Below are 14404 nucleotides of genomic sequence, written 5' to 3' on the forward strand. Positions count from 1 at the left end.
CAGTAAAGAACCAATATCAAATTAATGAAAAAGTGTTAAATTTAATATGGATAGGTGTTTTATATATGTCTCATTTGGCTAGGTCAGTTCACGGAGTCGCTTTTTTATTTTCTAATTGTTGTTTTTAACTAAAACTCTCTATAAACAAACGCATATTTCTTAAATATACGAAGAAAATGAGCGTTAACTCCTAAAACAAGCGTTAATCCTTCTTAGATTGATTAATTCACAAAGGAAAAACCGTCTATACCAGTGGTTTTGACGGTCTCATTACTGATTTTATTAAGCGTTAATAGTTATTTAACGCAAACTTATAGTTTTATATATTCATTGTTTAAACTTCTTTTTTATATGTTATAGATCTATCATGTTGATATTTTTATTTCCCTTTTTGAATCATATTAATTCGTACTTGCTGACAGCTACAATTGTTAGCAAGTACGAATTAATATGATTCAATGCACAACTCCTGGAACTATTGAATATGATGAGAGAAAAAAATCCCCGGCAATGTTGACGAGGATTTTTTTCTATTATCATTCATTATATACTCTATAATTTGTTAGAGCGTCAAATATGCATTTAGTACAAAATCTATATTCCCTGCCTCTTCTAACCAGAGTATCTACTAAACCATTTTCATCTGTCCGCCTGTTGAGTTTCTCAAAGTGTACACTTATTAAAGAATTCCTATTTTGAACTTCGCTACATAATTCACAAACACCTATTGTCCATTCACTCGGTCCTGGAGAAAGGAATCTTTTTGTTGCACATTCCATAAAGTATAATTTCTCTGTAGATTCATGTGTATCAATACTTATTAGTTTATGTACTAGACTAAAATTGAAATGCGAGAGTATATCATCGGTAACTATTCCATCTAGCTCAGAATTCCCCGCCTCTAGGCCCTTACACTCTGTACATATAGTATTGAACCTTTCTTGGTGCCCACTATTTGTATACTCAAGAATACTCTCTCCATTTTTTTGTTGTATAGCACTACCAATAATGAACATTTTGTTGAATTCCCTAACAAACTGGGCTATTACTTGTTCATCAGTAATTCTAATCATATTTTCCCAGTGAATTTGTGCAGCATGTTCTGTTGCATTATAGGAACCTAACCATAGGGTTTCATCAATAATAACAAATTTATGGTGCATAAGTGAATTCACACTTTCTTCTCCATTAACAACACCCCCAAGTTGAACACATTCCTTTGTATATGCTGTTGTCTCTATCCTATGTCTATTAGCATTATTATTAATAATAAACTTTTTTTGAGAATCGAATTTTCCAATTACCTCTAAAAATTCATTGTCATTAATAAATGCCATTGCAACATAAATCCTTTGTTTAGCATGCTTTAAGTCCAATAGCAATCTGTCTCTTATTTCAGAACGTCTTCCAGGTCTAGTGAAATATACTTCAATATTATTGGGCATTTTCTCATCTTCTTTACGTTTACTTTTTCTGTAACTCTTTTTAGACATGTTGCTCGTATCCTTGAAAGTTAAAATATAAAACCAACTTATTCCGTTCTTTCGTAATAAAATACCCAGGTCCTCTACAAGGATTCCAATTTTAGTACATTTTAATCGGGGAGGTTTTATTCCTCTTCCTCTTCCTCAGCTAAGATTCGATCTTTAGTTTCTTCAAAGGTACTAGTAAAATTTAGAATTATTTCTCTTCTTTCTATTATATTACTGTCATCACTTTCATTTGCTTTTTGTACTATATCCTGAAGATGACCAATAATTTTATCAAAGGACTTTTCTGTTATCCAAGTTTTAGCCGATGATATCTTTAGTAGCTCAATAGCATTGTTGAAGATTCTTTCTCTGTCATCCTTTTGTAAAGCGAGAACTGCCATAAATGCTGTTTGAAAATGGCGTTTGAACCTTATTTTATTTTTTTCATTTACAAAAGTTTCTAAAAATACTCCCTCAATTAAGAAAGAAGACCACTGGTTCTTTTTACCAAGAGAAAGTATGAAATCCTTTACATCTCTTGCTCCTCCATCGGCTGCCTGTAGTAAATTTCGTCCTAATTCTATAAGGAATTGAGATTCTAATTGATTTATTTTTTCTTTTCCTAATGAAACTAGTACATCAATTACAGGATTTTGCTGATACCAATTTCTTGACTTCAGATCAAATATTAGTTCATTTTGATACCATTCTAAAGGAACACCTGCTGACATTTTATAATACGGAGAACACTTTTCTAATGCTGTATTTAGCCGTTCAAGATGCCTTTGATTTAACAAAGCATGATTATGCAAATTTAGTATTTTTTCTATGCTTTCTATAGAGGGTTTAATAACTTTGCCTTCTTTAATTGGTTCTATTAGGTAACCAATAATAGAATCTTGTAATGTTTCATTTAATAAAGGCCAGAACATTTCATCAATAAAGGTTTTGGCCATTATATTACTGTAATTGTGTAATAAGTCACTAACCTTCCAATCCTCAATTGAAACGTCACTATCTATTGCTTTTTTTAATAAAGCATTTAAAAATAACTTTCCTCTTCTAAAAAATATCTCTTTGGTGATATCTCCATTAATTCTGTTCAAATTCTCAATTAATAACTTAAAGAAATAGGGGAATACAGAAGGATTTACATGTTGTAAAGTATTTTCTGCAAAATCTGTTACCCTTTCAGAATTATCGTCTAGATAGTGATGATTTTCAAAAATAGCTACAGCTAATTCCTTAACAAACGCGTGCTTTAGAAGAGGAGGTTGACTTAATACTATTGTCACTCCTAATTCTATTGCAACCTCAACTTCGAGCTTTGTGGGCGCATTATTTAAGGGATGTGCATAAACCCCTCTCATAGTTTTCATATGTTCTAATTTAATTTTTTGTGCTTTTGTAATTAATCCAAACTCTTCTGCTTCTCTAATTAACAAGCTATCAGTAGGTCTTTCTTTTCCCTCAAGGTCCTCTAATTTTCTAATTACTTTTTTTTTGTATTTCATGGTCCCTAGAAGACATATCATAAAACTTAAATTTCAGGGATTCAGCAATACTAATCCAATTAGTTATATAGGCTGCTCTTAAGGCATTACCATTTAAACAGGCCACAGTTTCATCAAATAAAATAATATCTCGATCCTCTACAATTTTCCCTTTTAATATATTAAAATCCATTAGAATACCTCCTAATTCCTAATAATATCTCTAGATGCTATGAATGTTTTACCTTCAAGAAGTGCTGCTCAACTATTTTTATTATTAATCTCTATATTGTTAAGGGGAAAGACTCCTTCCTTAAAACCTATTAATAAAAGATTAAGGTTTCGACTATTTCCTTTAAAAATCACCTTCATCATTGCAAAACAATTGTACCAATTATGAGTTAAATATCCTAATATAATACAAGTAACAAAAAAAGAGAGGTTACACCTCTCCTTTTCGAAGCTATATGTTTCTGTTTATTTGTTAACAATAAATGCTTTTTGGGTAGAAACGACGAGCTTCTAAACTCTTATTATACCATGTAAAGTAATGGTTAAATATTAGAAACTCGCTGTACCCGATGATTAAATTTTTCTTTCCAATATCCCGCAGTCATATCTTCGATGGCTACCCCATTTGAACTTTGAGCACCAATGAATTTACCATCACCTATATAAATGCCAACATGCCCGTCTTTTTTATACGTATCAAAAAAGACTAAATCTCCTGGCTGCATGTCCTTCTCTTCAACAGCTGTACCCATATTTTTTAATGTCTCCGTACTTACAGAAGTTTGCTCCCCTAATCTAACCCCTAACTGATTAAATGCCCAATAAACGAAACTTGAGCAATCAAACCTACCGTTCTTTACATCCTCTTGATTACGACCGCCTCCAAAGACATAGACGGAATTTCCAATCCACCGGTTACCTACCGTAGTAACATCATACTCACCGCCCGATTTCAGTTGAATATCTCCATCCTTAGATATTTGGGTACTATTCTTAAAGTTTTCAGCTAAGTTTATTACTTTATCGACATACCACTCCGCATGATTATAATGCCATATAGATTTTCTAGGGTCTGTTGCAAAGCCATTGCTAGATAAATAGTTAGCAGCAGCTGCTACTCCATCTGCAACGCTATAAGGGTCTGCCTTGCCATCATTATCTGCATCTACACCATAACCATTTCCTTTTTTTATTGTTTCTAAATCAGTTATATCTACGTTCTCTGCAACCAAACCTCCGCTAGATTCATACTTGTACCCTACCCAAGTACTCGGCATAAATTGCATGCTACCAATTGCCCCAACAGAAGAGGTCATAGTAGGACTAGTGGAAAAGCCCGTTTCAACGGAATGAATAGCAGCAAGATAGTACCAAGGTACACCGTATTCTTTTTCTCCGTATAAGTAGTACTTCATATACTGTGAAGGAATGGTAGTACTACTCGTATCTATAGTCGGATTAATGACCGTTGCAGTAGAAGGGATATCGGTTTGACCAAAAAATGAACTTCCCTTTTCTTCCCTCTTCTGTTCGTTGCTTATTGCTCCTTCTATTAACTCCTTCTCTTTTTTCATTTTCTTACTTTCCTCAAGGAGTTGTTGCGTTTGTTTCTTTGAAGCTGCCTCTTTCTGTTTTAACTGTTCAACCAACTTTTCCTTTTCATTTTGTTGTTCTTGCAACTGGGAAATCATGCCTTCTAATTCCACGTTGTTACTCGCAAGCTTTAAAGAAGTTTCTTCCAGTTCTTCTTGTAACGTAAATAATTGGCTTACTTTTTGGACATTATCAAGTAAAAATTGCTGTTTAGCAACCGTAGTTATAGACGTAACACCAACCATTAAATCTTGATGGATAATTTTACTTAGCTGACCATCTGGATCTATTTCCTTCATTTGCATTCTAATTGTTTCTAATCGATTGGAAATAATCTTTAATCTTTCCTGTTCTTTTTTTATAGTATGTTGATTCTGCTCCAACGCTTTATCGAATTGCTTCAATTGGCGCTCCAAAACTATCCGTTCATTTTGAAAGGTGTTTATTTCTTTATCCATCTTCGTAACCTGGTCCTCTTTTCACAAACAATTGACAATGTATCTTTATTTATATTATTGTGTTTGTGTAATAAACTAACTAACTATTATTTATTGGCACACATTATGTAAACATTATGGAGGAGGGGTTAGAAAAAATAGTGTAGTAATAATGTATAATCAAACATTTGACTTCTCTAGACATGCTTTCATGGGTTTAAAAAATGTTTTTTCGATTAGAATCCTTTTGGTCCCTTCCATTAAATATAGTGAGAAAAAATATTTGCGATGGGATATAGAAATGAAGGATTCCCCTTCCCTCTTCTTTTAAGACAAAAATAAAAAATAAAGGATGATCTAAATGGTTGATTACAATTCAAAACATTATTTGCAAAAAGTTGATGCTTGGTGGCGAGCAGCCGATTTTATCTCAGTCGGACAATTGTATTTAAAAGATAATCCATTACTGCAAAGACCAATAGAAGCTAACGATGTAAAAGTGCATCCAATTGGTCACTGGGGCACCATTTCTGGTCAAAACTTTATCTACGCTCATTTAAATCGTGTCATTAACAAATATGATTTAAATATGTTCTATATTGAAGGACCTGGACATGGCGGCCAAGTAATGGTTTCTAATTCTTATCTAGATGGAAGCTATACAGAAATTTATCCCGATATTACCCAAGATGTAGAAGGCTTGAAAAAATTATACAAACAATTCTCATTCCCTGGTGGTATAGCTAGTCATGCTGCTCCAGAAACTCCTGGGTCTATTCATGAAGGGGGAGAATTAGGTTATTCCCTTTCTCATGCTACAGGAGCTATATTAGATCATCCTGATATCATTGCAGCAGCGGTTATTGGTGATGGCGAAGCAGAAACTGGACCACTTGCTGCGAGCTGGTTTTCCAATTCTTTTATTAACCCGGTGACAGATGGTGCAGTACTGCCGATTCTTTACCTAAATGGTGCAAAGATCTCTAATCCAACTATTCTTAGTCGGAAGTCAAATGATGAATTATCCAAATACTTTGAAGGTTTAGGCTGGGAGCCATTCTTTATAGAAGGCGATGACCCACAAAAAGTTCACCCAATCATGGCAGAGAAATTAGATGCAGCTATTGAAAAGATTAAAGCAATTCAAGAGAAAGCTCGTGCAGGTTCTGCTGAAGAGGCTACCATGCCTATTTGGCCAGTCCTAATTGTTCGTACTCCAAAAGGCTGGACTGGACCGAAAGCATGGGATGGTGAACCAATCGAAGGTAGCTTCCGTGCTCACCAAGTTCCAATCCCTGTAGATTCCCATCATATGGAACATATTGATGCATTAGTGGATTGGATGAATTCCTACAAGCCAGAAGAATTATTTACACCAGATGGTCAATTAGTGGATGATGTAAAAGAAATAGCACCAAAGGGGAACAAAAGGATGGCTATGAATCCTATTACAAATGGTGGCCAGCATCCTCAACCTTTAGATTTACCGGAATGGCGCGAACATGCAATTGACACAACTACTAAAGGATCTGTGATTGCTCAAGATATGATTGTTTTTGGTGGATATGCTCGTGACATTATCAAAAACAATCCAGAAAACTTCCGTATTTTCGGACCAGATGAATCGAAGTCAAATCGTTTAAATAAAGTATTTGAAGTGACGAAACGCCAGTGGATGGAAAAAGCAGAATTTCCACGAGATGAATGGCTATCCCCAGTTGGCCGCGTAATTGATAGCCAATTGTCTGAACACCAAGCAGAAGGTTTCCTTGAAGGCTATGTCTTAACCGGTCGTCATGGATTTTTCGCAAGTTACGAGGCCTTCTTCCGTGTGGTTGATTCCATGATAACGCAACACTTCAAATGGCTACGCAAAGCGAAGGAACAAGCATGGCGAAAAGAATACCCAGCATTAAACCTAATCGCCACCTCAACAGTATTTCAACAAGATCATAATGGTTATACACACCAAGATCCCGGAATGCTGACACATCTTGCTGAGAAAAAACCAGAGTTTATTCGTGAATATTTGCCTGCTGATGCCAATACATTGATGGCTGCCATGGAAAAAGCACTCCAAGACAAAAATGTAATTAACCTAATCGTTTCTTCTAAACATCCACGTCCTCAATTTTATTCAGCAGATGAGGCAACAGAATTAGTGAACAAAGGTGTGAAAGTAATTGATTGGGCTTCAACAGATGCAGGTGAAAAACCAGACGTAGTTGTTGCTGCAGCAGGAACAGAACCAAATCTAGAGGCATTGGCAGCAATTACAATTCTAAACAAAGCCTTCCCATCACTGAAAATACGTTTCATAAATGTTGTTGATCTTTTGAAATTACGTCACCCATCTGACGACCCTCGTGGTCTAAGTGATGAAGAATTTGATAACATCTTTACAACCGATAAACCAGTAATATTTGCTTTCCACGGCTACGAAGGACTAGTTCGTGATATCTTCTTCAAGCGTCATAATCATAACTTGCTTGTTCACGGCTACCGTGAAAATGGAGATATTACAACACCGTTTGATATGCGCGTTCTAAACGAAATGGATCGCTATCACCTTGCTAAAGATGTGGCGGAACAAGTTTATAGGGAAGATGCAAAAGAATTTATTGCAAAAATGAAGGATATTATTGAATTCCACCATCGCTATATTCGAGAAAACGGTGTGGATATACCAGAAGTGACGAATTGGAAATGGGAACCTTTAACAAAAGCACCTGCTGAAAAAGAAGTATTAATCTAATGCAAAAAGGACGATATTATGATTCCTAAATAAATCATGATACCGTCCTTTTACTTCCTTATCCTTAGCTCTCTTTATGAATCCAAACAAGCATTTCTCCTCTGCTTCTATTCGCCCATGCGAAATACGGAATAAAGGTAATTTCTTTTTCTTCATATTGGTCATTCGTATACAAAGCATAAAGAGAATCGTTCCACTTATTTTGTATGCATTTTTTCTTTCCTTTTGTTTTGATTACACCAATTCCTTCACACACTTCTTCCACAAAGCTATACGTAAACGGTGCATTCCTTGAAACAGAAAGCAGATGCAAATTGCTTCCGTTATCTTCTTCTTCCACACAATAAATAAATGGACCGCGCTGAACAACTATTTTTCCAAGATTATCTCGGACAAGTGGATTTGCACTCCACTCTTTAATTGACATATCTAATTGCAAAGAAATTTCTTCCTTGCCAAACCATTCTTTTTCCAGTATGAGATAACCATTTCTTATTAATGGTTTTTCTATAGGAGCACCATTAAGCTTTACATCATATTGGCTACTCCAAAATGGTATACGTATTCCTAACCCAAATGAACATTTGGTATCTGCCTCAACAGAAAAATGAATAGAGCCTGACCAAGGGTAATCTGTGTGCTGTTTTAAAATGACCGATTCATCTTTTACTTGAAGTTTGGTTTCATTTTCAATAAATAAATGGACATAAATAGTATCCTCTTGCTGTGTATAAATATACTTGTCTAGAGAATTGATTAATCGAGCAAGATTTGGTGGACAACAAGCGCACCCAAACCATGCCGGTCTTGTTACTTTTACATGACTTTTTCCTGGATCCTTCTCACTATATGCCGGAACCACCTCAAGGGGATTCACATAGAAGAAATGTTTCCCATCTAATGCCATTCCACTTATAACAGAATTGTATAAGGCTCGCTCTAATACATCTGCATATTCGCTATTTGGTTCGTTTTTTAACATCGCTTGTGCAAAGAAAATCAAACCAATGGATGCACAGGTTTCACAATACATGGTGTCATTTGGTAAATCATAATCTGCAGTGAAGGCTTCTCCATCTACTGTGGAACCGATTCCTCCCGTGATATACATTCGCTTTGTCACAATGTTTTTCCATAATTTCTTGCATGCACCTAGCATTTCTTTATCTTTCGTTAATCTAGCTACTTCTGCCATCCCCGTACATAAATACACTAGGCGTACCGCATGTCCCTCTGCTTTATCTTGTTCTAAAATAGGTTTATGTGCCTGATAGTAACTCAAAGGCCGATGTGCCATTCCTTTAATTACATCTCTTTTCCCGTTATCCTCCATTCTTTGTCTTTGAAAAAAGCTAGTATCTTGACCACGTTCATATAAGAAAAAACGGCTTAATTGCAGGTATTTATCATTTTTTGTACATTCATATAGCTTTGTTAATGCTAATTCTATTTCTTCATGTCCATCATAGCCTTTTATCTTGCCTTCTTCATTTCCAAAGTTTTCATCAATACAATCAGCCAATTTACAAGCAATGGATAGTGCCTTTTCATTATTTGTTGCTTCATAATAGGCTACTGCTGCCTCAATATAATGTCCTGCACAATATAGCTCATGACTTTCCGCGAGCATTTTGAACCTTCTCTCAGGCTCTTCAACAGAGAAATACGTATTTAAATAACCATCTTTCTCTTGCGCCATTTCAAGCAAATCGATAACACTATCTGCCAAATCACGCAGCTGATCATCTTCCTTTTTTTGCAAAGAATAAGCTACTGCTTCTAACCATTTATAGACATCACTATCTTGAAATACCCACCCATAATGGTTCCCTTCCTTTAAACCTGCAGCAATTTTAAAATTATCGATTGCATGACTTTTTTCAGAGGGGATATAGTCATCATTTCTCTCTTTTTCTATTATTATATCTAAGTGATCATTTAGTACATCCCATTGATAAGGAATCATTTTTGTTCTTACTTTATCTATATAATTATCCCAGAATCTATCGTTAATTTTAGTTTTACTGATGTTAAAAGACATATTAAACTTCCCTTCTATCTATTAAATTCTCTTTGCTAAATCGATTTGAATATTCCGCTCATTCTTTTCATATTTTGCATAAAATAACATCGGAATAATGCCAAGAATAAATACGATTGCTGGCAACCAAATAAAGCTTAATTGAATACCTAGTAAGGAGGAGCTTGTTTGAGTAGTATTCGCAACATATCCAAACCAACTCATAACCTGTGTTGGTAAGAAACCACCAAGTCCTGCTCCAGCTTTTATACAAAACGCACTACCTATTGCTGTCAAAAATCCACTAGCACGTACTCCTGTTTTCCATTCCCCATAATCAACGGAATCAGAAAGCATCGCAAACGGCATCGAACAAGCAATTCCAGAACCTATGCAACCAATAATCCAACCTGTGATAAGAATAGATAAAGAAGCATCTGCAAAATACATAATGATCTGACCACAAGCAGCAAGCACAAATCCTAGAATCATTGTAGAATACTTATTCATTACTTTCACAATAAATGGGATAGCAGCCATTCCTAATACTTGAATAATGGAAATACCATTGATGAAAGGAACTAATTCTTTTTTCTCTAAGTTATATTCAAAATAATATACAATCGTAGAAGTTCGAATGGTTAGTCCCACCCAGAAAATCAAGTTAGCTATAATTAAGATAATCCATGGCCAATTGCCTTTAACAGCCTTCACACTATGCCTAATCGAAACTGGTTTAATTCTTTCTGTATTTATTTCTCTTAAATTAACAAACGCTAGTAAGAACATAACAACAGCTACTACAGCGAACACTGCTACAGCCAAAGGAAAGCCCTTTTGATCATTGCCATTTCCTAAGAGCGCTGCCAATGGAAGCGTGAATGTTACTGCTAAGAAATTACCAACATTCCCTCCAACCATTCGAAACGAATTTAATACAACTCGTTCATTCGGACTACTTGATAAATTTGGTAAAATGGATGTAATCGGTGTCGCAATACCTGTATAGCAAATTCCTGCTAATATATATGTTGTTGCTGCATAAGCTATTTTGGTATTACCATCTAAATTTGGAGTAACAAAAGTCAAAATAGTAAACACAGCAAATGGAATACTCATCCATAAGAAATATGGGCGGCTCTGTCCATATTTAGATTTTGTACGATCAATTATCATGCCCCATATTGGCGCATCAACCGCATCTACTAATCTAGCAATCAGCAATAGTGTTCCTGCCACCCCAACGGACAATCCAAATACATCTGTGTAAAAATAAAGCAAATAACTACTAATAATACAATATAATAGATTCCCGCCTGTATCTGTTAGCGCATAACTAATTCTTCTGTGAAAAGGAACCCTGTCATCCAGTAAATGTGGATTTCTTTCCTTTTTTAGTTGTCTTTCTTCCATACTCTTAACCTCCTACATTCAAAATAAGTAAACGCTTACCTTTTAATCTATAGATTTATTTTAAGGGTTTTCAAAACAAAAAAGTACCACTAAAAAAGTAGATTTAGTGGTTATATCCGACAATAGCTATGAAAAAAAGACGAAAAAAACATCCTTATGGAAACGATTTATTATGGTATAATCGTCTATGTAAGCGATTGTATTTCCTTATCCAAAAAACATAGTGGATAAATCCGACTTTTGGTACACAAAAATGTTTGCGTAAGGAGTGATTATATGGATGAAATATATCAAATTCCTATCAGTGTTCCATTAATGTATTTTAAATGTGGACAATTTGTTAGTAATGCCGGATGGAAGCATAAACCTATGTGTTTAAATGGCGATTATGAACTCATTTTAGGTCTACAGGATACGATTTATTTAGAAATAGATAATACTAGATTAGAGGTAAAACCTGGGGATGTATTATTAATTCCTCCTGCTATTCACTATCAAGGATTTGCAGCTTCAAAGGAGAATGCAAGCTTTTACTGGATGCACTTTTTCCCCCGAAAAGATGTAAATAAAATGAGTAAAGCTCAATTATCACATTATTTATTCACTCAAGATATTCATCCAACAAATGATGTGCTAAATAGTTCTGTTTTTCTACCATCTTATTTTCATTTGAAGCAATCCACAAAGGCTTTAATTCTTATGAAACAAATATTGGATATTTCTCATAGTAATTATTATAGTACCTATGCTGTTGATTATTTGGTTACCTCTTTGCTACTGGAACTGACGAATCAATACACACAGCTGTTACTTCAATCCCATCATCAGGACAGTGAATCCTCTCAAAAATTCACACAGATTCTTGAATGGGTTCGAGTCAATATTTATAAAGATTTAACGGTAAAAGAAATTGCTGAGAAATTTTCTTTTAATCCAGACCATTTGACGAGAATGTTTAAAAAGAAGATAGGGATGAGCACAATCAAGTATATTAATACTTTAAAAATAAACAAAGCGAAAGAAATGCTATGTATTACCAATAAAACCATAAAAGAAATCGCATACGAGCTCCACTTTATCGACGAGAAATACTTTATGAAGCTATTTAAAAGCTATGAAGGAATGACTCCAACTCAATACAGAGATGCCTATACCCGAATCTATCTTAATAATAAATTTGTTGATCCTGAAATTCCTCTTCCCCATCACTTAAAGCATTTAGAGGGATAGGAAAGAAAAAAATAGAGGGACGGTTGTGGTAAAGCATGTCCCGTCCCTCCACTTCCCTACTTCAACAACTGCTTAGCTAATTTCCGTTCTTCTTTTTCTTTTGTAGTAGTGGTGATCATTTTAAGGTTTTGTTGTATTTCTGGTTGATGTCTAAAAGTTGATGACCATGCTGTCAAGACACTTAACGCATGCAGGCGCAAGTCTTCATTTGCAGATTCGAGTGCTACTTGTACTAATGGTACTCCAACACCCTCGAAATCATGTAAATCTTGTATAATACATTCGAGACATTTCTCTTCTTCTATTGATAAGCTTGAAAGAGAGAATTCAGATTGTGCAAAGGCACAGAGCTCCTTAATAGACTGTAGCTCTCTTGTATCCATTATAGCCAAATATAACATACTGTTTGTTGGTTCCTTCTTCAGCCATTCAAATAGTAGAGACGTGATGTCCAATTGATAGAATCGAGCAATCTCAATCGAACGGAAATCAATTTCCTCACTCTCTTGCAAAGCAGCTAGTGCAAGCTTTGACCATTTAGGATTAGTAATATAGACCTCTACCGCTTCTTGAAGTGCTTTACGTTCATGTTGTTTCCATTGTTCGTTAAATCGCTCTTCCCAAATTTCTTCATCCTCATTTAGAAATTCACTAATTTTGATAATCGGGTAGAAATCCTCCAAGGTTTCACAATGCGTTTGTGCATGGTAAAGGAAACGAGACAATACAGCACTAGCATACGGATAGTGATCCATGCCGTCTGGGTTTGAGTCATCTAATAATCCCTCTATCATTATGGCTGCTCCAGTATATAGTTCCTTCGAAATACTCTTCTCATAGAGCGCCACATCTAACTCTCCCTTTGTAGCACAACGGAGGGCAATAAAATCATGAAATTTTCTATTTTCACAACCTTTTGTTAGTAACCAATATTTCATTTCAGGAGTTTTGGCTTCCACTAGCTCAATTGCTGTCATTTTTCCCACCCCTTGAACTGACTGCACTAGTTTCCATATTTGATCATTTACTCTCTTCCCCCCACTTCTTATAGCAAAAATGGCATATGACGTAAATTCATCGTGCAAGCCTATTCTATATAGAAGCTCTTGGTGTTCTTCACAATTAGTAAAGCCGAGTACAAGGATTGCAAATTTAACAACATCTCTATGTGCCGCATGCTCAAGAAGCCATAACGCCTCTTGCTTTAGCGCCTGCTCATCAACTTCAAGTTGTCCTAATTCCCGAATGACCTCTTCTCGATAAATGGCCAAATGGTCAAAAATAATTTGTTCATATGTCGCTTTTCTTGCTTTTACAGTTGGATTTTCCAGTTGCTCTTTAAAGAGTTTCATGAGCTTGCTCACAAAAAATGGCGTCTTTGGTTCCTTGATAATCAGATCAAAAAGGCCAGGATCTAATCTTGGCTTATTTGCACCAAAAAAGTAGTCATCATCTGGTAAGTGTCCATCTACTATTCTATTATGCTCTTGGACTTGCTTTTGGATAAAAGGAATGATTTTGTCTTTATGCTCCCAAGGCAGAAATTCCAGCTTTTTCGATTCATTCATAATAGTCTCGTTATCGATTTTAATAATACAGTTAAGACTTATATATCCACCAATTTTGACAGAAACTTTTTGCCTTTTTCCATTCTCCAAAGTAAGATTCCCTGATAAACTTACGTAAGGAAGAAGATGTGAAAAGATAGATTTCCGTTTATTTACAGCAACTGTTACTCCATCAATGATAAGATATTCCTCTTTCATTTTATTTACAACTTCAATACAATGTCCTTTATAATCAACTGTCCAAGTCTTATGAACCTCTTTTTCCATATCCTTTTTCAAGTTTTGCATATCATATTCAAATCCATCTCTGAATCCCATGCTGACCTCCCATTTCTTCTTTTTATGTTAAAAATGGTTAGTATAGTATATTCATCCGTTTTCTACTATATCTATCTTTCCTTTTATTAAATA

At 35.1% G+C, this 14404-nt stretch carries 9 protein-coding genes; 2 read left to right on the forward strand and 7 right to left on the reverse strand.

The window, feature by feature from the left end:
• Positions 1 to 536 precede the first annotated feature (536 nt).
• The 4 genes from ACTNDN_RS18320 to ACTNDN_RS18335 form a co-directional block, all read right to left on the reverse strand.
• A complete protein-coding gene (locus tag ACTNDN_RS18320; protein ID WP_441131703.1) occupies positions 537 to 1493 on the reverse strand; it encodes a phospholipase D-like domain-containing protein in 957 nt (318 codons plus the stop codon).
• Positions 1494 to 1609: 116 nt separating this feature from the next.
• A complete protein-coding gene (locus ACTNDN_RS18325; RefSeq protein WP_441131705.1) occupies positions 1610 to 2986 on the reverse strand; it encodes a hypothetical protein in 1377 nt (458 codons plus the stop codon).
• Positions 2961 to 3158 carry a hypothetical protein gene (locus ACTNDN_RS18330; RefSeq protein WP_441131706.1) on the reverse strand — a complete coding sequence of 66 codons (198 nt, stop codon included), beginning with the start codon at positions 3156 to 3158 and terminating at the stop codon, positions 2961 to 2963. Before ACTNDN_RS18330 ends, ACTNDN_RS18325 begins: the two co-directional genes overlap by 26 nt.
• Before the next feature lie 361 nt (positions 3159 to 3519).
• Positions 3520 to 5028 (reverse strand): NlpC/P60 family protein, encoded by a 1509-nt coding sequence (locus tag ACTNDN_RS18335; protein WP_441131708.1) that lies wholly within the window; start codon positions 5026 to 5028, stop codon positions 3520 to 3522.
• Positions 5029 to 5368: 340 nt separating this feature from the next.
• Here ACTNDN_RS18335 and ACTNDN_RS18340 point away from each other — a divergent pair, with 340 nt between their 5' ends.
• Complete coding sequence (locus ACTNDN_RS18340) at positions 5369 to 7762, forward strand: phosphoketolase family protein (protein WP_441131710.1); 2394 nt, start codon at positions 5369 to 5371, stop codon at positions 7760 to 7762.
• A gap of 64 nt (positions 7763 to 7826) precedes the next feature.
• Here the strand turns inward: ACTNDN_RS18340 and ACTNDN_RS18345 are convergent, their stop codons facing one another.
• Positions 7827 to 9803, reverse strand: a complete 1977-nt coding sequence (locus ACTNDN_RS18345; protein ID WP_441131712.1) for a glycoside hydrolase family 127 protein — start codon at positions 9801 to 9803, stop codon at positions 7827 to 7829.
• 21 nt (positions 9804 to 9824) lie between these two features.
• The gene (locus ACTNDN_RS18350) at positions 9825 to 11195 is read right to left on the reverse strand and encodes an MFS transporter (RefSeq protein WP_441131714.1); all 1371 of its coding nucleotides are present in this window, start codon (positions 11193 to 11195) and stop codon (positions 9825 to 9827) included.
• A 276-nt stretch (positions 11196 to 11471) separates the two neighbouring features.
• Between ACTNDN_RS18350 and ACTNDN_RS18355 the strand changes: the two genes are divergently transcribed.
• A complete protein-coding gene (locus ACTNDN_RS18355) occupies positions 11472 to 12425 on the forward strand; it encodes an AraC family transcriptional regulator (RefSeq protein WP_441131716.1) in 954 nt (317 codons plus the stop codon).
• A gap of 56 nt (positions 12426 to 12481) precedes the next feature.
• Here ACTNDN_RS18355 and ACTNDN_RS18360 read toward each other — a convergent pair whose 3' ends face one another.
• Positions 12482 to 14311, reverse strand: a complete 1830-nt coding sequence (locus ACTNDN_RS18360; protein ID WP_441131718.1) for a hypothetical protein — start codon at positions 14309 to 14311, stop codon at positions 12482 to 12484.
• Between the last annotated feature and the right edge of the window lie 93 nt (positions 14312 to 14404).

The organism is Niallia sp. HCP3S3_B10 (assembly GCF_052064465.1).
GTDB classification, from domain to species: Bacteria; Bacillota; Bacilli; order Bacillales; family Cytobacillaceae; genus Niallia; species Niallia hominis.